We start from the raw sequence: 21,839 nt of genomic DNA, 5'->3' as shown, positions 1-21,839 counted from the left end.
GTTTTTCCTTGCTATTTTCTAAAGCTTCGCATAATTTAGGAAATCATTTTTAATCAACTAACCTAATTTCTTACTCAATGAAAAAACTTCTACAAAGTTTGTTCATATTCCTGCTTTTTGCCCAAACGGCACTTGCACAGGAACGAACAATCTCTGGAACAGTTATCTCTCAGGAAGATAACCTTCCATTACCCGGTGTAACAGTCAGAGTTAAAGGCGCCCAGGGCGGAACTGTTACAGGTGCCGACGGCAAATATTCTTTACGTGTAGGTCCGGGCGCGAGCAGTCTGGAATTTTCTTCAATTGGTTATGTTTCACAAAGTAAGGCCCTTGGGTCTTCAGGGGTAATCAATGTGACCATGGCTCCTGATGCAATGTCTCTTAACGAAGTAGTGGTGACAGCGCTGGGTGAACGGCGTGAGTCGCGCGCTCTTGGTTATGCAGCTACAGAAGTAAAAGGGGAAAGCCTTACGATTGCCAAGAATACAGATATCAGTACGGCGATTGTAGGCAAGGTAGCAGGTGTTCAGCTGAACGGATCGCCAAGTTCTTCGTTTGACAATGCATCGATCATTGTGCGAGGCATAAACGGCTTTACTGTTGGTTCGCCTTTGTTCGTCATCGACGGAACGCCGAGTTCGCAGGAGAACGTCAACCTGGACAACATCGAGAGCATTACGGTTCTGAAAGGCGCGGCAGCTACCGCATTGTATGGGCAGCGGGGCTACAATGGCGTCGTAATTGTGACGAGCAAAAAGGGATCGCGCAGCGGAGGTACTTCTGTTGAAATCAATTCAGGTATTTCTTTCGAAAAGGTTTCATTGTTGCCAGACTACCAGAATGAATATGCCGGGGGCTATTCTGCCGAATGGCAGACCTTTAAGTATGACCCTGCTGTGCATCCCGCGAGTTATGCAGCATTTAATGGTCAAAGAATTTTGGATTATGCCGCCGACGCCAGTTTTGGGCCGAAAATCGATGGGGGCTTATACCGACCCTACTACAGCTGGTACCCTGGCCCGGATTTCGGGAAACAGGTTCCCTTAACAGCTCAGCCTGATAACGTTAAGCAGTTTTTGCGCACAGGCGGGACTTATAACAACAGCATTGCATTCAACACCGGCGGCTCAAATTACAGTCTCCGGGTGGGCTATACCAACCAGACCCGATCGCTGATTCAGGATAATGCAAACAGATCCATGAACATTTTGAATGTTAATGCCACGGTAGACATCAGCAAGCGCTTCACGTTAAATACAGATTTCCAATTTGCTAAAGAAAGCCGTATCGGGCAGCCTTACGAAACTTACCGGAATGACGGACTTAATATTGTTCAGGGTTTCAACCAGTGGTTTCAAAGGCAACTGGACATGAACTACATGCGTGATAATCAGGTTCTGGCAGATGGAACGGTTACCACCTGGAATATTTTCGGGCCGAATGGTACCGCTCCTGGCGACATTACTGCTCCCCAGTACTGGGATAACCCTTTCTGGGTTGCAAACAACAATTACAGGACCCAGCGTAATAACAGGTTTGTAGGTAACATCGGACTAAAATATGACTTTGGAGCCGGGTTTGCCTTGCAAGGGTTTATTCGCGGGAACTTAAACAACGAAATTGGAGACGAGCGTATGGCGACCGGTGGTTTACAGCTCGATTATTTCAGGGACCGCAACTGGACAGATAATGAGTTCAACTATGAACTGAACCTGACCTATAACAAAACATTCGGAGACTTTGCGCTTAACGCGTTAGCTGCGGGAAACCTGCGCCATGACAGACGAGAGCGGCTGAATATGGCAACAGAGGGCGGCTTAAGTTTTCCTAACTACTTTAATATTGCAGCATCATTAGCACGACCTACTGTATCTAATGATTATTATGAGAAAGAGATCCGAAGTGTGTTTGGAAAAGTATCACTTGCCTATAAAAACTACCTGTACCTGGACGTTACCGGCAGGAATGACTGGTCTTCAGTATTTGCGCCAGATCTTAATTCTTATTTCTATCCGTCTGTATCCCTGTCTTATATTGCATCAGAATTCTTTCCAGAAAGTGTAAAAGAGGTGTTGACTTTTACTAAATTGAGGGCGGCCTATGCTCAAGTGGGTTCAGACGTGGATCCCTACCGCATCAACCTGCAGTACAATACAAGCCCTGCGTATGGTACCAATCCCGCACTGGCAATAGGAAATGAATTCCGGACCGGCAGGCTCGTACCGGCGCTGACTGGCTCGCTTGAATTAGGTGCGGAGCTGAAGTTTTTGAAAAACAGGATCGGACTTGACTTTGCCTGGTTCCAGAACAAGAATAAAAATCAAATCATCAGTCCAACACAAAACGGCGCGACCGGCTATACCTCGAGTTTGATAAACGCAGGTGAATTGACGAACAGGGGCGTCGAGATTTCGCTGACGGCAACACCTGTACAGTCTAAAAGTGTTACCTGGGACATTACATTGAACTACGGAAAAAGCAAAACCATTGTTGACAAGATCACTGATAAACAAACAAACGTAATCTACCAAACCTCTACGTTTTTTGGCAACACACTGAACCTGCGCGAAGGTCAGGAATGGGGTTATATCCTGGGCCGTACCTGGAATCGGGACGCAAATGGTAACGTGATCATTGCAGCCAGCGGTTTGCCCACATCTACAACCAACCAGTTCATTGGCTATGCGCGCCCCCGCTATCAGGGAGGTGCATTCAGCTCGCTTCGCGTAAAAGATTTTGATTTGGGATTTTCACTTGATTTTCAAAAAGGCGGCTTGTTTAATTCTACTACCCGAGCCTTTAACATGGGAAGCGGCCTTTCGCAGGAAACAGTTGGGGTAAATGACAAAGGCATTGATTGGCGGCTTCCTGTTTCACAAGGTGGTGGCTACAAGTTTGCTGGTGTGCTGGCTAACGGACAGCCGAATAACCGGTATGTCGAGGCAAGTACTGCTTTCTACAATGGTATGCAAACCGGATCTGGCGAACTATTCATGCTCGATGCATCTTATCTAAAACTGAGGGAAGTGAGATTAGGTTACAATGTGCCTTCTGCGCTCCTAAAGCGTACGGTAGCTTTGAAATCTGTAAATGTCGGCCTGATTGTGGGAAATGCGTGGTTAATCGCAGCTCCAGGGAAGAAATATGGTGTAGACCCGTCTGAGTTGGAAAACTTCTGGCAAGAAGGCGGTCAGCTCCCGTCATCAAGAACGTTTGGTCTGAATTTGAGGGTTGGACTTTAATCATTTTAGCTTTATGAAAAATATTAAAAAATATATACTTTTTGTGGTTGGTGCCGGTATTCTGGCATCAGGCTGTAAAAAGTTTGGAGAGTTTGGCGATACAAATGTTGACCAGACCAGGGTGGCCGACGCCGCGACGAAGGCGCTGTTAACCTATTCAATGCAAAGAACCCAAGCCACAAGCGGGGGAACAGTTCTTGGCCAGGATGGCAATATCTTTGCCCAGTACCTGTCTGAAGGACCGTACCTGACTGTGTCGCCTTTTAACGATGCGGGCAGTACATTGAACAGGTCTTACTGGGGGTTCTATTCAGAGATACTGAAGAACCTGAATCAAATCATTATTTTTAATAACCAGGGGGCTCCTGAAGCCGATCCTGCCTCGAATGGCTCGAAGAACAACCAGATTGCCGTTGCAAGAATTCTTAAAGCATATACATTCTGGCGTGTTACTGACATGTGGGGAGATATACCTTATACAGAGGCGTTAAAAGGCTCAGAAAATATTACACCTAAGTACGACAAACAGGAGGATATTTATAAGGACCTCTTCAAAGAACTCAAAGAAGCCGCCGCACAGATTGATGGCGGAGCCGGACCTGCCGGAGACATCATGTTCTCGGGTGATATGAATTCCTGGAAAAAATTTGCGGCAACACAACGGTTACTCATGGCGCTGCGGTTATCAAAAGTATACCCTGATGCCGGCGGTTTTGCTGCGCAGGAATTTGCTGCTGCGGTCGCTGCCGTGCCGCTTGCAGCGAACGAAACCCTGACTTATAAGTTTCTGGCAGGTGACCCGAACAATTATAATCCATGGTATAGCAATTACAGCATCGCGAACAGAAATGACTTTGCTGTGAGCAAGACCCTGGTCGACCTGATGAAGAGCAACGGAACGGGTACTGACCCGCGCCTCAGCGTTTACGCAGAGACCTTGCCAAACGGAAGTATTGTTGGCCTACAGTTCGGCCCTGCTATTCAAACCAATATACCGAATATTTATAGCCGTATCGGCAGCAGCCTTCGCGCTGCCGGTGCGCCTGCCTACATATTTACCGGATCGCAGGTGCAGTTTGCCATGGCAGAAGCGGCGAAACGCGGATGGATTGCGGGAGGAGATGCAGCCGCAAAAACATATTATGATGCAGCAATTGATGCGTCATTAGCTCAGTATAACGTCGCGGACCCTGCATTTAAAAACGCAACGGGAATTGCCTATAGCCCTGCTACAGGCTTACAGCAGATTGCTACGCAGCGGTGGGTTTCCCTCTATCTGAACGGCTGGGAAGGCTGGCATGAATTCAGAAGAACGGGTTATCCGGCACTGGTGCCTGGACCAAATTCACTGAATGGCAACGTGATTCCGCGTCGGGTCGGATACCCAACGACTGACCAGACAACTAACCTCGAAAATTACAATGCTGCGATTAAGCAGCAAGGTTGGGCAAACAACGGAATCAATAACCGGATGTGGTGGGACAAACCATAACCATCAATAATTTAAATCATAAGGGCTTCTTGGTATAGAAGCCCTTTTTATTGAATGCCAATTTTAAATTAGATGTACGCTAACATGAACATGAAAAAAGTAGGCTGCCCATTTCTGTTTCTGATGGTTTTATGCTTTCCATCGGCTTGGGCACAGCAGCTGTTGAATACGAACGTCTCGGCAGGCATGCCGTTGCGATCCCGCAATTATGTCGAACTCAAAGGGTCTCCGTATCGTTTAGAAGATTGGTCGGCAGGAACTGTCAGGCAAGAAGATGGACAGGTAAGTAAGCACATGCTGTTGCGCTATGATGAGGTTGCCGACCAATTGACCTTTCAAAATGAGAAAGGTGTGGAAATGAGTTTCCTTGTGCCGGTAACGGAATTTGAACTGAATAGCAAAGCTCCGGAAACGAAGTCGCTGTTTAGAAAGGGCTTCACCGGAGAACGTGATGTAAAGCCAACGGCATTTTTTGAAGTAGTCCATGATGGTAAACATAAACTGCTCAAGAAAAACTTTAAGTTTATCCAGGAAAGCAGAGCTTACAATTCTGCTGTGGTGACAAGGACAGCTAGCGATCGGGTGAAGTATTATGTGGGCACCGGAACAGAACTATCTGAATTTAAACGCGATGCAAAATCAATGACCATGCTGTTCGGCGAAAACTGGCCTCCTGTAAATGTTTTCATTCGGGAAAATAAACTCAACCCGAAAAAAGACGAAGACCTGAAACAAATATTCATGTTCGCAGATCAAAGATAGAGATGCTGTCTCCTTTAACGCGCTGGGCAAGAGCGCGAAAGCCTTCTTAATGAAAAAATGTATTTCAGAAATGATTGCTAATCTTTAATTGCGCTGACAATCATTTACCCAACTGTAAGCGATCTGAATACTCCTGATCCTCTGTTAAGCCTGATTTTAATATGAGATTAATTAGGTTAATGCGGCAGAAACACGCTTGATTACAAATTGTTGCATTTCAATTGTAATTAAAATGTCATAAAAGTGTGTTTCGCATACTTTCGATTGTAATGGGGGTGTTACTGAACTTCCGGAAACTTATATTCGCTACCGAATTATTGTTAACTAACCCAAATTATTATTTATGAAAAAACTTCTACAAAGTTTTTTTCTGTTATTTTTTGTGGCTTTCACAGCGGTAGCCCAACAAAAAACAGTAACAGGAACGGTTACAGCGGCTGATGATGGCCTTGCCCTCCCGGGTGTAACTGTGAAGATCAAGGGAACCACCAATGTAGTGCAAACAAATTCAGAAGGTAGGTACTCAGTCCGGGTTGCGGAAGGTACAGATCTGGAATTTTCATTCATTGGCTACCTTACTCTGACCAGACGAGTCGGAGCATCTTCCACACTTAACGTAACCTTGCAGCTAAATTCGTCTGAACTGTCAGACGTGGTTGTAACAGGGTATACCCAAACTTCGAAAGCGAGAACTGTAAGTTCGACATCGGTAGTTGGGGGTGATCAAATCCGCAACATTCCTCAACCTTCATTCACTTCTCGCCTGCAGGGTCAGGCACCAGGCGTGAATGTGCTTTCAGGAACAGGCCAGCCAGGATCAAATGCTTCCATTCGCATTCGTGGAAGGAACTCCATCCAGGGTGGCACGACGCCGCTTTATATTGTGGACGGCGTTGCAATCGATGAAGCGACATTTTCTACAATCAACCCGAACGATTTTGAGTCGATCACGATCTTGAAAGACGCAGCAGGTACTGCGCTGTATGGTTCACGGGGTGGCAACGGTGTTGTTGTTATCAAAACGAGAAGAGGAACCTCCGGACGCGTTGTTATCGGCTATAATGTTCAGGGTGGTGTTGACGTACGGACCAGGCCAAAGTTCGATATGATGAACACAGCTCAGTTACTTGCTCTTCAGGAGCAAGGCAAATCTGGCATTGGCTGGACGCTGTCACCTAACAATGCTGGTTCATCGCTGGCACCTGCTCGCCGGGCTGCCGTTCGTGACTCGATCAGCAAGATCAATACTGACTGGACAGATATCTTTTTTAGAGATGGAAAATTCCAGAGTCATGAAGTAACTGCATCAGGAGGCAACGATCAGACAAGATTTTACAGTAGCTTTAACTATTACTCTCAGGAAGGTATTGCACTTCGTTCGAGCCTTGACCGGTATACATATCGTTTAAACCTTGACCACACGTCAGGCAGGTTGACGTTAGGCCTGCAGAGCAACCTCGGCTGGTCAAAGTCAAACTTTATCGAATCTGAAGGCAGTGTTACATTGGCAAACCCATTTGCGTCAGTTTACCTGGCATCACCATGGGAAAATCCTTATGGACCGGATGGAAGAATTATTACCTCAAATAATACGACTAACGGGTTCGCGCCGTTTAATCCGTTTACGGCACAATATGGTTTGCTTGCAGACAGCCGTTTAGGTTCAAATGCACTCGATCGTTTATATAACTCGACATTAAAGACAGATCAAATTAAAACGACGGCGATTGCAAACGCGGCATACGAAATTTATGATGGCTTAAAGCTGACCACTACCTTAGGTTTGGATTACCGCCAAACCGTTCAAGAGAGAAGCATCTTCCCTGGATCGCACGCCGGTGTAGCAGTAACGAACGGAAACCAGGGATCGTTCTCTGATGCTGTAACCCGAGTGCTTAACCTTACATCTACTTCTGGTTTGACTTATGGAAAATCATGGGGCAAAAGCCAGATCAATGCCAACGCGCTTGTCGAAGCAGTTAGAAACAGGTTTAATACCTTCAATTTCACGGGCTACGGTATCAACCCCAAATTACTTAATACGCCAGCTGGCATAACGCCTGGTACAAATACCAACGCCATGATTCCTGCGGTAGGTGGCAGCAAAACCGAGTACGGCTTCACGTCTTATATCGGGCTTGTCAACTATACGTACGATCGCAAGTATACCATTCAGGGATCGTACCGTGTAGACGGTTCGTCGAAACTTCCACAGAAAAACCGGTGGCAGGATTTTTACTCGATCGGTGCAAACTGGAATGCTAAAGAGGAAGACTTCTTAAAAGACAGCAAGTTTGTAAATGCATTGACTTTGCGGGCTTCGTTTGGTGAAACGGCTACAGCGCAGAACCAGTCTAACTTCGGTTACCTGCCAACTTACGGAAATGTTTCTTACGCAGGTGTTTCAGGTATTGCTCCGGCTACCCCTGGCAATCCCGACTACAACTGGGAATACAAAACCGAACTCAATATCGGTGTCGACTTTGCCGGCTGGGATAACCGTATCCGTTCTTCAGTAGACGTGTATTCCAGCAAAACGAACAACCTCTTTATAGCGCAAAAGCTGTCAAAAACCTCAGGGTTTGATGAATTAGCCATCAATGCGGGTAATATGCAGAACAAGGGTATCGAGGCAAATGTTGCGGTTGATGTACTCGCAACTTCAAATTTTGTTTGGACCTTGAACGCGAACATCGCTTACAACAAGAACGAAATCACCAACCTTGGTCAGGCAACTGAATATCCGTTAGGTACTTCCATCATCCGTGTGGGACTTCCTTTCGGATCGCACTATATTCCTGGATTTGCAGGTGTAGATCCGGCAAATGGCAATCCATTGTATTACAATGTTGATCCTGCGACGAAAGAAATGAATGGTACGACCACTTCTGTTTTCAACCAGAATGCCCAAAGTGTAGCACAATGGGGAACCTATGTGCCTCCTACGACCGGAGCATTCGGAACCAGCCTGCGCTACAAAGGGTTTGGTCTGAGCACACTGTTTGCATTCTTTGAAGGATTCTCGATGTTCAACAACGAGTCATTCTTCCTGGCAAGTACGTCTCAGTTCTCGGCATATAACCAGCAGACCAGAATGGTAAATGCGTGGACGCCAACCAACACCATTACAGATATTCCCCGCTTAGGTGCACCAAGAGAATTTACTTCTTTTGACATCGAGGATGCATCGTTTATACGTTGGAGAAACCTAACGCTCAGTTACGATCTTCCTGCAAAACTACTTAGCAATGTGAAATTCCTGAGTGGAGTAAGGGTGTATGCGATGGGCCAAAATCTTGCAACCTGGACAAAATGGACCGGATTTGATCCGGAAAATGATAACAACATCGCCCAATTTAAATACCCCGCCCCGCGGAACTTTTCTTTCGGCATTGATGTTAAGTTTTAATAGATAGAGACATGAGAAAGACATTTAATAAATATATAGCGGCACTTCTTCTGGGGACCTTACTGGTATCTTGTGAAAAGAACATTGAACTGACCCCTACCGATACCATTTCGAATGAAACCGCCATCAAAACGTATGATGACTTAGACAGAGCTGTGATCGGCGTCTACTCTAGTTTGAATTACCAACAGGCTTTTTACACCAGTACAATTATGGCAGACGAGAACCGCTGGGGTCTCGATAATTCTACCCGTAATTATGGTCTTGGTCACCGTTGGGTTTTCGACAGCAGTAACGGCGATGTAACCGCCGCATGGGCAAGCCTTTATACGACAATTGACCGTATAAACCGTGCGCTTGAGTCTGCTGACGCGGTGACTACTGCCAATGCAACGCAAGAAGCTGGTAAGGGGCGGTTAAAAGGTGAATTACTTGCAGTTCGTGGATTCGCACTGGCAGAACTGCTTCGTTGGTTCGCTCCTACTTATGAATCTACCGCGCTTGGCGTCGTTGTAATTACGAAGTCAGAAATTCTTGGCAAACCTCAGCGTAATACCTTTGCTGAAACAATGACGCAAATCAATGCAGACCTTAGCCAGGCAGACGCATTGATACCGGCATCGTTTACAGACCTCTTCAGGATTACCAAGCCAGCTGTTGCTGCTATTCGTGCGCGGGCAGCGTTATACGCCAAAGACTGGGCTGGTGCTCGCACCTATGCCGCTCAGGCAATAGCTGCTAAGGGTACGCTCGCAACCGGCACGAACTACGCGAACATTTGGAAAGATTCTAATACTTCTGAAAATTACTTTCAGTTGAGAAGAAACTCAAATGCGGGATCGGTTCGCACCTATTGGACAGATGACAATACTGACGTATTTTTCTCGCCGTCCTATAAATTGATGGACACTTATGATAAAACGAATGATGTTCGGTACAACGCATTTATCTTGAATGACACATCTGTGCCATCAACGCGTGAGAATTGGAAAGTAAACAAATATTCCGGTCAGGATGCGACCAATCGTTTCAACAACATCAAAGTTTTCAGAGTGTCAGAAATGTATCTGATTCTGGCTGAAGCAAACGCAGAACTGAACGATCTTTCCGCAGGAGCTACTGCGCTAAACGCCGTACGTAGCGCACGCATTGCTGGCTATACTCCTCAGGCATTCGCAAGTAAAGAGGCCCTTATAGATGGCATCATGCTCGAGAGATTTAAGGAGCTTGCTTTCGAAGGTCATCGCTTCTTCGACTTAAGAAGAAGGCAATTACCTGTTGTAAGAGATGATCGTGATATCGCAGTTGGTACATCTGTGCCAAAAACACTGCCAACAACGGGCCGTAACTATATTCTGCCTATTCCTGCTGCAGAAGTATTTGCAAATCCTGGAATTCAGCAAAATCCTGGATACTAGGCTGAATAAAATATTAGATAAAAACCCGGGCTAGTTCCGGGTTTTTTTTATATTTATGAAAATCTATATTACATGAAGTTTTCTCACATTTTTTATCTTTTGTTTACTGTTCTGTTCTCAAATGTTGCGTTAGGGCAAATTATTCGGATTCCAGACCAAAATGGCAAAGCAGTCGCAACTAAAAGTTATGATAACATTAAGGGCTCTGCTTTTCTGACAAAGGATTGGACCACAGGCACTGTAACTCTGGCAGATGGGACAACGTATCAGGATGTCCAGTTGAAATATGATCAGGTCGAAGACAAAATCCGGTTCAAGAGAAATGACAAAGAGTTGGAGTTTACTGTTCCCGTCAAGCAGTTTTCAATAAGTGGGAATCAAAAGGCGCATGTATTTACAAGTGGTTTCCCTGCAGTCAATACCAATAGTGCGGCTTCTTTTTACGAAGTTTTGGTAGATGGGCAGGTAAAATTGCTTAAGCGTACAAAGAAGGTTGTAATTGAGACAAAAGGCTATAATGAATTCTTAGAGAAAAGATTTGATTCCAATGTCGAATACTTCATTTTGGATCAAAATAAGATATATGAGATCAAACCTAGTAAAAAAGGCGTAAGCCAGGCGGTAGCTGATCAAGGTCTGAAAGCAGGGGAGTTACTGAAAACCCAGCCTGTCAAAAATGAAGCAGATCTTACAGCGCTCATACAAAAGCTCAATGCAGGATAGTCCGCATGATTCCCGTCTGAGCGCCTTTGAACGTTTAAAGTAAAAATACGTTTCAATATTAATCCCGGTGTTATGAAATTCAAAAGGTTATCGTTATTTTTTATTGCGTCAATCAGCCTGGCTACAGGCTCCTATGCACAGTCGTTGCGCCAGCAGGTGCTTAGGCCAGACGAGAATTTTGTTCCCCTAGTAGCTCAAGTGAAATTTGACAACATTAAAGGATCTGCTTTTTTTGGTGAAGATTGGTCTATGGGCAATGTTGAACTGGGAGACAAAAAGGTCTATACGAATGTCTCATTGCGCTACGATCAGGTAAGAGATATAGTATATATAAAGCAAGGAGCGCAGGTTCTGGAAGTAAAAGGCGTCAGAAGTTTTATGGTTAATGACGGAAAATCCAAGCGTTATTTTCAGAATGGCGAATTAGCCTTAGGTGATCGCATGGCGCCTGGCTTTTATGAAACGCTGCTCACGAAAGGTGAGATGAAACTTGTTAAAAGAACCGTTAAACGCGAAATTACGACTGCAGGTTACAATGCCTTGCTCGAGAAGCGATTTGATACGGAGGTTGCATATACACTGGTAGATGGAGGCAAACGCTTCTCTTTTAAGGCTAATGAGAGGTCATTGCTGAAAGCCGTCAAGAAACAGGGCCTGAAGCTCGCAAGCAATCTGGACAAAGAAGAGATCAAAGAAGAAGCCGATTTGATCAGAATCCTAAACGCTTCCTGATCAGATACAATGGTAAGTAAATAAAATCACCAAGGTTTGAATTGCAGGCAGGTGAACGAGAGCCTCTGAAAACAATATAGCCTCATTTCGTATTCGAAATGAGGCTATTAATTTTAGCTCAGTAATTAAAGCGGCAACTTATGATTTTTGTAATAAGCATCCTGCCAGCTTAAACAATTACTTCTTATCCACACTATATTTACCCGGGCCAATAAAAATCAGGCCTATAAACACAATCGCGCTTTCAATGGCATGAGACGCGCCATTCATTCCGTCACCGTTACTCAGGTGCATCGCCGCCGCAATGATCATGGTAAAAGCGAGTGCAATCGCGGCGGGCCTGAAAAACAAGCCGATCAGCAGCAAAAAGCCGCCAATGCCCTCTGCGATGGCCGCCAGTAAGCCCCAAAAGGTCGGCGCAAAGTCAATGCCTACCACTTTCATGGCTCCGCCAACCTGTGCCCACATTTCCGGGCCACCCATTAATTTGGGCAAGCCATGAACCATGAACATGATGCCAATCCCGGCGCGCAGCAAAAGAAGCCCGGTGTTGCGGTATTTTCCTAAAGAATCAAAAATTGCCATATTTCTTAAATTAAGGTTAAGGTAATTTGCTGTTCGTGTACGTTCAAATATACTTCTTTGCCGACAAACAAAGCGCGGTTGTCTGAAATATGTCCACATGGAAACCCATAACATACCGGAAAATCATATTTCGACACGATTTCAGCGATCAGCTCATCTGCCTCCTGCCCGAAGGGAATGCTTTCAGGTTCAATTTCGTTAAATGCACCTACCAGTAATCCTTGCAGGTTTTTCAGTTTTCCCGCGCGGTCCAACATGCGCAGCATGCGGTCAATTGAATATTCGTGTTCGCCCACATCTTCGATAAAGAGGATTTTTCCGTCGAAATCCATCTCAGACGCCGATCCCGTCATCATGGCCAGCAAAGTCAGGTTGCCCCCAGCCAGCACACCGGCAGCTTGCCCGCTTCGGCCAGGCCGCTCTGCGTGATATGCATAATGAAGCGGCTCACCAAAGAGCGCTTTCCTCAGACTTTCCAGGGCTTCGGGCGTGGAGTCATCGAAGGTATAGGGCATCTGCGCATGTAAACTTGCAATGTCGTATTTGGCCAGGATGTGTGAAAGAAAAACTGTGATGTCGCTAAAGCCGACAACCCATTTTGGCTGCGCGCAAAACTTGCTGAAATCAATGCCGTCGATGATCCGCATGCAGCCATAGCCGCCGCGCCCGGCAATGACTGCTTTGATTTCGGGATCGTCCAGGAATTGCTGCATCTCTGCACCACGTTCTGCGTCAGTTCCCGCGAACTGGTGGTGTGCTCCGGTCAGCGTATTGCCGCGAATTACTTCGAGTCCCCATGACTCCAGGATCTGCAGGGCTGGTTCGATATCTTTCGGCAGTTTTTTGGCCGGGCAGGTGATGGCAATTTTATCTCCCTTTTTCAGGAAAGGCGGTAGTAAAGGCATGAAATGCGGCTTGAGTGCCTCCCGAAGCGCGGAATAAGCCTTTCCGCCCATCAGGATCACAGGTGTAATTGTTATCTTTGGCAAAATAAAAAATAGTTTTGGATAAGCACAACATTAAGCGATATACCGTTACAGCGGCGCTCCCCTATACAAACGGCCCGGTTCATATTGGTCACCTTGCAGGCGTTTACCTGCCCGCCGACACGTATGTACGTTATCTCCGCTCGCAGGGCCGCGATGTAAAGTTCATCTGCGGGTCAGACGAAAACGGTGTCCCCATTACGCTCAAAGCAAAAAAAGAAGGCACGACTCCCCAGGAAATCGTTGACCGCTACCATAAGATCATCGGCGATTCATTCAAAGAATTTGGCGTATCGTTCGATATCTACCACCGCACTTCGTCGCTTACCCACCACCAGACCGCCGAAGATTTTTTCGAAAAACTTTATAATGACGGTGTCTTTACAGAAGAAATTACAGAGCAATACTTTGACGAATCGGCCGGGCAGTTCCTGGCCGACCGGTACATTACCGGTACCTGCCCCAAGTGCGGAAATGAAAATGCTTATGGCGACCAGTGTGAAAGCTGTGGCAGCAGCCTCAATGCAACTGACCTGATCAGCCCGAAATCAACACTATCAGGAAGCGCGCCGGTGCTTCGCAAAACAAAAAACTGGTTTCTGCCGCTTGATAAGTATGAGAACCGCCTGCGCGAATACATTGAGCAGCACAAAGAATGGAAACCCAACGTGTATGGCCAATGCCTTTCCTGGCTTAATGCAGGTCTTCAGCCGCGAGCCATGACGCGCGACCTGGACTGGGGAGTGAAGGTGCCCGTCAGGGATGCAGCTGGCAAAGTGCTGTATGTCTGGTTCGATGCGCCCATCGGCTACATTTCTGCTACCAAAGAGCTGTTCAATTATGCCAAACTGGATGTCTGGAACCCCAAGGCTGAAGAGTTTTATATCAACCAGAACGAGGTCGAAAAGGGAAACTGGGAACAATACTGGAAAGATCCGGCTACCAAACTTGTTCACTTCATCGGCAAAGACAATATCGTTTTCCATTGCATCATTTTTCCGGCCATGCTGATGGCACATGGAGAATATATCCTGGCCGATAATGTACCGGCGAACGAATTCCTGAACCTTGAGGGACAGAAAATCTCGACCTCGAAAAACTGGGCGGTCTGGCTGAACGAGTACCTTACTGATTTTGAAGGCAAACAGGACGTGCTCCGTTATGTGCTGACTGCAACTGCGCCGGAAACAAAAGACAATGATTTCACCTGGAAGGACTTCCAGGCCAGGAATAACAACGAGTTGGTGGCCATCCTAGGCAATTTCGTAAACCGGGTGGTGGTTCTTACTCACAAGTATTTTGACGGCAAGGTGCCAACGCTCATGGAAGTTACGGCAGAAGACCAGGCTGTTATTGAGGAGATGAAGGCTTTTCCTGACCGTGTTGCCGCATCGCTTGAAAATTACCGATTTCGCGAAGCACTGGCTGAGGTGATGAACCTGGCTCGGCTGGGAAACAAATACCTGGCAGACACCGAACCCTGGAAACTGATCAAAACCGACGAAGACCGCGTTCGCACCATCCTGAACCTCAGTCTGCAGATCGTGGCCAACCTGGAAATTCTGATTGAACCTTTCCTGCCGTTTACAGCTGAGAAGATCATGCGCATGCTGAACTATGGTGGTTATCAATGGAATGATGCGGGTTCGCATACGCTGCTCAGGCGCGGACACGACATTCACCAGCCAGAGCTGCTTTTCGAAAAAATTGAAGATGCGGCGGTCGATGCGCAGATTGAGAAGCTGAACAACAGCCGACAGGCCAATACACCGGCGGTGGTCGAGCCGGCAAAAGACAACATCAGCTTCGAGCAGTTTGCAGCACTGGATATCCGCGTAGCGACGATTATCGAGGCCGAGAAGGTACAAAAGACGAAGAAATTGCTTAAATTGAAACTCGACACAGGTATAGACCAGCGTACGGTTGTGTCAGGCATTGCAGAGCACTACGAACCGGCAGACATTATTGGCCGGCAGGTTAGCGTCATCGTCAACCTGGCGCCGCGCGAAATCAAAGGCATACAATCGCAGGGCATGATCCTGATGGCCGAAGACGACCAGGCTAAGCTGACTTTTGTGTCTCCGGCAGACAAGATGCCCGCCGGCAGCACCATACGCTAAAATGAGCCAGTTAAATAAACTTCTTCGTGCCGTGCTTGGCGCCGGGATCCTCGCAGGATTCCTGGACGCGCTTGCAGCCATTTTGCAGTACCTGGCCCTCGGCGGCCGTACCCCGGCAATAATCTTTAAATACATTGCCAGTGCACTAATGGGACCTGAAGCTTTTGCCGGTGGTACCGGGATGGTGGTCCTGGGTGTTTGCATCCATTTTGCGTTCGCCCTGTTTTTTGCCTGGGTATTTTTTGCCATTTATCCGAAAGTCTCCACAAGGAACTGGCCGGCTTTGCTCTGGGCTATCCTTTACGGATTAGCTGTATGGGCTTTCATGAACCTGGTCGCGCTGCCGCTTAGCCGGATAAGCGCTGTAAAACAAAGTTCCGAACAGTTGATTTTGTCTGTTTTAATTATCATTTTTGCAGTAGGATTGCCAATTGTGCTTTGCACACGCGCATTCTATAAAGCCAGGCACAACTAAGGAAACGAGGGAGTCCTGAATTTGGCCCTGTAGTTCAACGGATAGAATAGAAGTTTCCTAAACTTTAGATATGAGTTCGATTCTCGTCGGGGCTACCATGAAGGAGAGATGCATTGTCTCTCCTTTCTTGTTTTGATTTATCATTGCTTTACAGCAAACTGAAGTATGCGCCGGTGTTATAATTAAAATAACTTACAGCAAGGGTTTATTTTAGCTCAATATAAAGGCAATATGACTCCTATCCATTTGTTTTAATATACACATAACCTTTTTGAATCCTTTCCCTCGAATTGGATTAGATTTACCGAATTCCTATAAAAAGTTTTGTCGGCTTTATTTTTCCTCGTTTTATTCAATTTTTCTTTTGCACAATCCGTTTAAGGCGTTATTTATTACCAAACACATTTCTAACTTTTGGAGCGCATTTTAAATTGGATACTGAATCTTACACTAACCCATTCGAAGATCTTTATCTTAGACCAGGTTCTCCGGGCATCCAGGCATCTAGGACGGGTCGAATAGAGGACGCAAACGCGCTGCTTAACACGGTTCGGGAACGAAAATATTAAAAGCCAGAGAAAACAGCATGAAAAATGCTGGATAACGAGAAGCAATGCCGGGCGGCATTTATGGCGCTAAAATATCTGTATCCTGAAGCTGTCTTTCCTACTGTATATTTTGTAATCGGGAGATTTCATTCTGGTGACATTCAAACGCTAAGGATTAATCATCGGAGCGGAAATGATTCAATCATCAGCCGTTCCATTTATGGTTGCCATGAGCTTATACATTATCAACAAGACAGCATACCAAAGAAAAGCCTTAATCTTCTCGGCTTGTATCAATGAAGTGCTGATTTTATAGCAGAACTTATATCCGGAAGGGGTCCAAATAAGCAAACGCGTAGTTACGGTAATGCTAATGAAGCGAATTTGTGAAATGAGTTTAAAAAAGTTATGGACGATCGGGAAGATAGCCATGATGGGATGTACAATTATAACCTAAAAATGGATGTCTGCCAGATCTTGGCTACTGGATCGGATATAAAATAACAGAGGCTTATTATAAAAGCAAGCGATAAAAAAAGGCAATATCGGATATCCTCCACATAAAAAACTTTCAGAAATTCTTAAATGACAGTGGGTATGCATCAAAGTTTAGATAATTCAGTACCAGCTCAGGAAGCCATAAACTCCTGTAAGCCGGTAACGTCTTGGTATTACGCACGTACCTGCTTAATCTAATTAGTCACTTTAACCAGGTTAGAGGGTACCGCCCTTTAGCACCTTGCTTCCTCATCTCCGTCACCCTTGTCGTCAAAACGCCTTGCGAAAGTCGGGATTAGCCCGTACCATCCCGCTGCCGCGGCCTTACCTTTGTATTGTTGGCCGTAAGCCATGAACAAAAATCACTCACTTAAATTAAATACCATGACAACCAGCAACCAAAACCAGATCACCATCAGTGCTATCATTAACGCCCCAGTCGAAAAAGTTTGGCACGCATGGAGCGAACCAGTACACATCAAAAAGTGGAACAGCGCGTCTGACGACTGGCATACCCCGCATGCCGAAAATGACCTGCGCACCGGCGGTACGTTTTCATCGCGCATGGAAGCAAAAGACGGCAGCATGGGCTTCGATTTTTCCGGAAAGTACGACGCTGTTGAAGAAAACAAGCTGATCAGTTACACGATGGAAGACGGAAGATCCGTACAAATCACCTTTAATGAAACTGAAGGCCGGACCGAGGTGATTGAAAGTTTCGACCCCGAACAGCAGAATAGCCGTGAAATGCAGCAGGAAGGTTGGCAGGCCATTCTGGACAATTTTAAATTGTACGTGGAGCAGCTTTAATTTTCCAAAGGTATCCTTTCAGGCGCAACCAGGCTGACCTGGCTGATCCGCCCCGCTAAATCGTCGCTTTTGCCCCTTTGCCGGGCATTTGGGGCTGCCTACTTTTGATGTACCGGTTTATGGCCGAACGCTGCGCGTCCCCGTCATCTCGGTCATTTTTACACCTGAAACAAATTCACCTATGGAAACACAAGCCGTTAGTCCCCGACTTAATGCTTTGCTTGATCTTTACGACATGCAGACCGATTTTTTTAAGCGTGCGCTTGTCGAAATATCAGATGAGGATGCCCACAAACGATTGGATACGAAGGCCAACCACATTGCCTGGCTGGCCGGCAGCCTCGTTCAGCAGCGATTCGAGCTGGCCGGTATGTTCGGTGTTGCCGAACAGCCGGTGGCCAATGAGCTTTTCAAGAACAACCAGGGCATCAGGGACGACATAAGCTATCCCTCGCTGACTGTACTCAAAGACGATTGGAAAGCGATCAGTCCTAAACTTCGGGAGGCCTTGCTGAAAGCCAGCCAGGAAAAACTGGACAGCATATTCGAAATGATGCCGGGTTTTTCCATGACACACTATGAGCTTCTCACCTTCACAATTTACCGTGAAGCAAGCTGCATCGGACAGATTGCGCTCTGGCGGAGGCTGCTCGGCTACGATGCGCTAAAATACGATTAACCGATGCTGTTGAAAGATCGTGTAACCGTTGTATACGGCGCGTGCGGGTCTGTCGGTGGCGCAATAGCACGGGCATTTGCGGCAGAAGGTGCCGCATTACACCTCGCTGGAAAGCACCATGACAGGTTAGCATTGCTGGCAGCAGAACTCCGGGGCCGGGGAAACACGGTATATACCGGGGTGGTCGATGCCACAGATGGCCACGAAGTGAACGCGTACCTGCAGCGGGTTGTGAACCTCTCTGGTAGAATTGATATTTCCTTTAACCTGATCGGCTGGCAGGATGTTCAGGACGTCGCCTTGGCAGACATGGATGTTGAAGACTTTTTGCGTCCGATCCGGATTGCCATGCAAAGCCAGTTCTTGACCGCTGCAGCCGCCGCGCGCAGCATGCGGCGTCAGGGGTCAGGGGTGATTCTCTTCCTGACAGCTACTCCTGCCGGGAAGGCTTACGCGGGAGTAGGTGGCTTTGGTCCGGCCTGCAGTGCTGTCGAAGCCTTTTCCCGTAACCTGGCCGCTGAATTAGGGCCATCGGGCATCCGCGTCATCACCCTTCGTTCTGCGGGCTCTCCTGATTCAGCTGTTTTTCGCAACGCCATTGCCGCCGGGGGGTCCGAAATACAAGCAGCCCTGGACCGCATCGTGAACGATACCATGCTTAAGCGCATGCCGCTGCTTAGCGAGATTGCAGATGCAGCTGTGTTTGCCGCATCAGACCGCGCCTCGGCAATAACCGGTTCCACACTCAATCTGACCTGCGGAACAACCAGAGATTAACCTTATCACCCCTCACAAAAAAAGCCCGGAATTTTCCGGGCTTCGTGTTTCGCCTTATTTGTTCTCTCTCTTTCGCGTATTGTCGCGGTTCGATGTCTGGTCTGAACGCTGGCCGCCGCCATTCGTAATTCCAGTCATCTTCCTGTCCTGTTTCGGATTATGATACATCCGGTCTGAGGTACTGTTTCCTTGCTCATTTCCCGTATGTTTCGGGGCTGCTTGATTTTTCATAACGCTCTGATTTAGTGTTGATGATTGTCTGCTTTGATAACGCTGCGCAGCTGCCGTTGTTTTTAGTTTTTGCAAAAGGAAAGCATTCCGGGTAAATCGATCATCGTATTCTGTTGGTTTTAAGTGGTTTATCCATATATGCGTTTCAATTTCCAAAATATGCTGCACCATTGGAGCGTGATCGTTAAATTTGAGAGAATCAATATAAACTGTTTTTGAATGAAGGGCAATGTGGGGATAGGGCAACGCTGTTGTCTGTTGTTTTCATTTTTACTCCTGCTTTGTAATTTTTTGCAGGCTGCGCAGGTACCGGTGCAGGTAAACGATCAACGGCCGCAGCATATCATTTCCTATGGCGAGATCTGGCAGCTGGAAGATGCGACAGGAAAACTGGGCATCAACGATATGCTCAGGCCTGTCCATGGGGAACGGTTCCGGCCCTCAACTTCCTTTACGCCTAAAGCACACAACATCAACTCCTGGTATTGGTATAAATTTAAGATCCGTCACCATGCCGACTCAAAAAAGAACTGGATTCTTGAGTTTTTCGATCAGACGATAGACGACATTCAACTGTACGTGACCGACGGAAGCTCTGTTCTCAAATCGCGCCGGCTGGGCGATTCCTATCGTTTCACCCACCGCGACTACCGGCATAAAAACTTTACTGTAGAGCTTCCGAATGAGAAAACAGAAGAGCTGACCTATTACGTCCGCATCAAATCTTCACAATCGGCCAGCATCATCGTCGTATTGCGCAATGTCAAGTGGTTTGTGCAGTATGCGTTGGATGAATACCTGTTTTTCGGTCTGTTCTATGGAATGGTTATCGTATTCAGCCTTTACAACCTGATGATGTATGTAGCCGTGCGCCAGCGGCAGTACCTGTATTACGTGCTTTACAACCTGAGCATCGGCTTTTACGAAATGACGATAGACGGTGTTGCCTTTCAGTACCTCTGGCCCGATACGCCCTCGCTGAACCAATACTCATACGGCCTCGCGCTTTACCTGACCAGCGTCTTCGCCTTGTTGTTTACCCAGAACTTTTTATACCTGCGCTCAAAAGCACCGCGTTTTCACCTGGCGCTAACCGTCATCATTGTTCTGCGCAGCGCCTACTTCATAGCCAGCTTTTTTTATCCGGTTTTGTTTAACGCCAAATTTGTCGAGATCGTGCCGCTGGTTGCAGCCTTCTCTGCAGGCGTATATGTGCTGCAGCGGGGTTATAATCCCGCGCGTTTTTTCGTCGCCGGATATAGTTTTCTGCTGGCCGGTTTCATCATCAAAATACTCATTCTCCTGAACGTAAGCTGGCTGCCTTATGGTCCGCTTACACACTACAGCCTTAGTTTCTGTTTTGTCGCCGAGATGATCCTGGTGTCGTTTGCCATTGGCGACAACATTCGCCACCTCCGCAAAAAGAAAGACCTGGCACAGAAAAGAGTCATTGAACAGCTCCAGGTAAATGAAAAACTGACCAATACGCTGAATAAAGAACTGAGTTCGCTCGTTGAGCAACGAACGGGCGAAATTGTGGCTCAGGCCGAGATCATCAAAAGCCAGAACGCAACGCTTTCAGATATGAACAGCCGGCTGCTTGAACAGGCAGAAGAGATTTCGCGCATGAATGTGTTACTTGAAAAAGACAACCAGGAACTGCAGCAAAACATTGAAAAGGTTTCGCGGGCACGCGTCATGTCGCAAGACGTGGATTTTGAAGAGTTCAGTAAGATTTATCCTGACCGTGATACCTGTTTCAAGTACCTGGCCGAATTGAAATGGGCAAATGGGTACGAATGCAGGCGGTGTCACCATACACATTATCTGTCCGGGCAGCTGCCGCACAGCAGGCGGTGCTCAAAATGCCGCTATGAGGAGTCGGTTATTGCGCACACCATTTTTCAGAACAGCCGTATACCCATTAACAAAGCGTTTTACATGCTGTTCCTGGTTTACACGAGCAAGGGCAAAATTTCGTCCCACAAATTGTCCGAAATCCTGTCGATCAGGCAAAGCACCTGCTGGTCGTATGGCAGTAAGATGAAGAAAATCATGGAATCGAAAAAACGGTCGCTGAAGAATGCAGGCGATAAGGGCTGGAGCAAGCTTGTTTTTGAGGAAATGAGCGACTAACAAAGCCATGATGTCTTGTCATTAGACCGTATCAGTCTAACTGTCTGTGCGTGCAGCACTGGCTGATAATGAAGGCTTAAGGAAACCCGTCTAAGCGTATCATTTTTTGATTAACATTCTGTTTGTCAATGTTTTATTTGATTTTGGCTTTGACTTTCCAGTCATTCGTCGTTAACTTTGGCCGCAGGGTTCACATCAGGCGCTAAACGCCATTAG

The 21,839-nt window shown here is 46.8% G+C and carries 16 protein-coding genes and 1 tRNA gene; 14 read left to right on the top strand and 3 right to left on the bottom strand.

Annotated features, from left to right (window positions below):
• The first annotated feature begins 77 nt into the window (after positions 1 to 77).
• From C7T94_RS02470 to C7T94_RS02440, 7 genes are all read left to right on the top strand, one after another.
• Positions 78 to 3,242, top strand: a complete 3,165-nt coding sequence (locus tag C7T94_RS02470; protein ID WP_107213304.1) for a SusC/RagA family TonB-linked outer membrane protein — start codon at positions 78 to 80, stop codon at positions 3,240 to 3,242.
• A 13-nt stretch (positions 3,243 to 3,255) separates the two neighbouring features.
• Positions 3,256 to 4,734 carry a SusD/RagB family nutrient-binding outer membrane lipoprotein gene (locus C7T94_RS02465; RefSeq protein WP_107213302.1) on the top strand — a complete coding sequence of 493 codons (1,479 nt, stop codon included), beginning with the start codon at positions 3,256 to 3,258 and terminating at the stop codon, positions 4,732 to 4,734.
• A 90-nt stretch (positions 4,735 to 4,824) separates the two neighbouring features.
• The gene (locus C7T94_RS02460; RefSeq protein ID WP_204353196.1) at positions 4,825 to 5,496 is read left to right on the top strand and encodes a hypothetical protein; all 672 of its coding nucleotides are present in this window, start codon (positions 4,825 to 4,827) and stop codon (positions 5,494 to 5,496) included.
• Positions 5,497 to 5,839: 343 nt separating this feature from the next.
• Entirely contained in the window at positions 5,840 to 8,905 is a 3,066-nt protein-coding gene (locus C7T94_RS02455) for a SusC/RagA family TonB-linked outer membrane protein (protein WP_107213299.1), read from the top strand.
• Positions 8,906 to 8,916: 11 nt separating this feature from the next.
• The gene (locus C7T94_RS02450; protein ID WP_107213297.1) at positions 8,917 to 10,323 is read left to right on the top strand and encodes a RagB/SusD family nutrient uptake outer membrane protein; all 1,407 of its coding nucleotides are present in this window, start codon (positions 8,917 to 8,919) and stop codon (positions 10,321 to 10,323) included.
• A gap of 72 nt (positions 10,324 to 10,395) precedes the next feature.
• Positions 10,396 to 11,046 (top strand): hypothetical protein, encoded by a 651-nt coding sequence (locus tag C7T94_RS02445; RefSeq protein WP_107213295.1) that lies wholly within the window; start codon positions 10,396 to 10,398, stop codon positions 11,044 to 11,046.
• A 72-nt stretch (positions 11,047 to 11,118) separates the two neighbouring features.
• Positions 11,119 to 11,778 carry a hypothetical protein gene (locus C7T94_RS02440; protein WP_107213293.1) on the top strand — a complete coding sequence of 220 codons (660 nt, stop codon included), beginning with the start codon at positions 11,119 to 11,121 and terminating at the stop codon, positions 11,776 to 11,778.
• Between the two features lie 177 nt (positions 11,779 to 11,955).
• Here C7T94_RS02440 and C7T94_RS02435 read toward each other — a convergent pair whose 3' ends face one another.
• Complete coding sequence (locus tag C7T94_RS02435) at positions 11,956 to 12,363, bottom strand: DoxX family protein (RefSeq protein WP_107213291.1); 408 nt, start codon at positions 12,361 to 12,363, stop codon at positions 11,956 to 11,958.
• Between the two features lie 5 nt (positions 12,364 to 12,368).
• Positions 12,369 to 13,352: a S66 peptidase family protein gene (locus C7T94_RS02430; RefSeq protein WP_317046899.1), complete on the bottom strand. Its 984-nt coding sequence runs from the start codon at positions 13,350 to 13,352 to the stop codon at positions 12,369 to 12,371.
• Between the two features lie 14 nt (positions 13,353 to 13,366).
• On the opposite strand from C7T94_RS02430, the gene metG reads away from it, so the two are divergent.
• From metG to C7T94_RS02395, 6 genes are all read left to right on the top strand, one after another.
• Positions 13,367 to 15,469: a methionine--tRNA ligase gene (metG, locus tag C7T94_RS02425; protein WP_107213289.1), complete on the top strand. Its 2,103-nt coding sequence runs from the start codon at positions 13,367 to 13,369 to the stop codon at positions 15,467 to 15,469.
• 1 nt (position 15,470) lies between these two features.
• Positions 15,471 to 15,944 carry a hypothetical protein gene (locus C7T94_RS02420; protein WP_107213287.1) on the top strand — a complete coding sequence of 158 codons (474 nt, stop codon included), beginning with the start codon at positions 15,471 to 15,473 and terminating at the stop codon, positions 15,942 to 15,944.
• Between the two features lie 23 nt (positions 15,945 to 15,967).
• Positions 15,968 to 16,042, top strand: a tRNA-Arg gene (locus C7T94_RS02415).
• A 1,332-nt stretch (positions 16,043 to 17,374) separates the two neighbouring features.
• On the top strand, positions 17,375 to 17,800 hold the full coding sequence (locus C7T94_RS02405; protein ID WP_107214632.1) for an SRPBCC family protein: 426 nt from the start codon (positions 17,375 to 17,377) through the stop codon (positions 17,798 to 17,800).
• A 181-nt stretch (positions 17,801 to 17,981) separates the two neighbouring features.
• Positions 17,982 to 18,479: a hypothetical protein gene (locus tag C7T94_RS02400; RefSeq protein WP_107214631.1), complete on the top strand. Its 498-nt coding sequence runs from the start codon at positions 17,982 to 17,984 to the stop codon at positions 18,477 to 18,479.
• A 3-nt stretch (positions 18,480 to 18,482) separates the two neighbouring features.
• Positions 18,483 to 19,256: an SDR family NAD(P)-dependent oxidoreductase gene (locus C7T94_RS02395; protein WP_107213283.1), complete on the top strand. Its 774-nt coding sequence runs from the start codon at positions 18,483 to 18,485 to the stop codon at positions 19,254 to 19,256.
• Positions 19,257 to 19,310: 54 nt separating this feature from the next.
• Here the strand turns inward: C7T94_RS02395 and C7T94_RS19470 are convergent, their stop codons facing one another.
• Positions 19,311 to 19,487, bottom strand: a complete 177-nt coding sequence (locus tag C7T94_RS19470) for a hypothetical protein (protein ID WP_204353195.1) — start codon at positions 19,485 to 19,487, stop codon at positions 19,311 to 19,313.
• A 219-nt stretch (positions 19,488 to 19,706) separates the two neighbouring features.
• Here C7T94_RS19470 and C7T94_RS02385 point away from each other — a divergent pair, with 219 nt between their 5' ends.
• Positions 19,707 to 21,623: a 7TM diverse intracellular signaling domain-containing protein gene (locus C7T94_RS02385; RefSeq protein ID WP_107213279.1), complete on the top strand. Its 1,917-nt coding sequence runs from the start codon at positions 19,707 to 19,709 to the stop codon at positions 21,621 to 21,623.
• Positions 21,624 to 21,839: the final 216 nt, after the last annotated feature.

The organism is Pedobacter yulinensis, from assembly GCF_003029735.1.
GTDB lineage: Bacteria > Bacteroidota > Bacteroidia > Sphingobacteriales > Sphingobacteriaceae > Pedobacter > Pedobacter yulinensis.
The sequence above is the reverse complement of the archived record's forward strand: the minus strand, read 5'-3'. Positions and strand labels throughout refer to the sequence as shown.

Excerpts from the sequence above, each read along its gene's own strand:
- C7T94_RS02470 (WP_107213304.1), top strand. The coding sequence starts at position 78 with ATGAAAAAACTTCTACAAAGTTTGTTCATATTCCTGCTTTTTGCCCAA.
- C7T94_RS02465 (WP_107213302.1), top strand. The coding sequence starts at position 3,256 with ATGAAAAATATTAAAAAATATATACTTTTTGTGGTTGGTGCCGGTATT.
- C7T94_RS02460 (WP_204353196.1), top strand. The coding sequence starts at position 4,825 with ATGAAAAAAGTAGGCTGCCCATTTCTGTTTCTGATGGTTTTATGCTTT.
- C7T94_RS02455 (WP_107213299.1), top strand. The coding sequence starts at position 5,840 with ATGAAAAAACTTCTACAAAGTTTTTTTCTGTTATTTTTTGTGGCTTTC.
- C7T94_RS02450 (WP_107213297.1), top strand. The coding sequence starts at position 8,917 with ATGAGAAAGACATTTAATAAATATATAGCGGCACTTCTTCTGGGGACC.
- C7T94_RS02445 (WP_107213295.1), top strand. The coding sequence starts at position 10,396 with ATGAAGTTTTCTCACATTTTTTATCTTTTGTTTACTGTTCTGTTCTCA.
- C7T94_RS02440 (WP_107213293.1), top strand. The coding sequence starts at position 11,119 with ATGAAATTCAAAAGGTTATCGTTATTTTTTATTGCGTCAATCAGCCTG.
- C7T94_RS02435 (WP_107213291.1), bottom strand. The coding sequence starts at position 12,363 with ATGGCAATTTTTGATTCTTTAGGAAAATACCGCAACACCGGGCTTCTT.
- C7T94_RS02420 (WP_107213287.1), top strand. The coding sequence starts at position 15,471 with ATGAGCCAGTTAAATAAACTTCTTCGTGCCGTGCTTGGCGCCGGGATC.
- C7T94_RS02405 (WP_107214632.1), top strand. The coding sequence starts at position 17,375 with ATGACAACCAGCAACCAAAACCAGATCACCATCAGTGCTATCATTAAC.
- C7T94_RS02400 (WP_107214631.1), top strand. The coding sequence starts at position 17,982 with ATGGAAACACAAGCCGTTAGTCCCCGACTTAATGCTTTGCTTGATCTT.
- C7T94_RS02395 (WP_107213283.1), top strand. The coding sequence starts at position 18,483 with ATGCTGTTGAAAGATCGTGTAACCGTTGTATACGGCGCGTGCGGGTCT.
- C7T94_RS19470 (WP_204353195.1), bottom strand. The coding sequence starts at position 19,487 with ATGAAAAATCAAGCAGCCCCGAAACATACGGGAAATGAGCAAGGAAAC.
- C7T94_RS02385 (WP_107213279.1), top strand. The coding sequence starts at position 19,707 with ATGAAGGGCAATGTGGGGATAGGGCAACGCTGTTGTCTGTTGTTTTCA.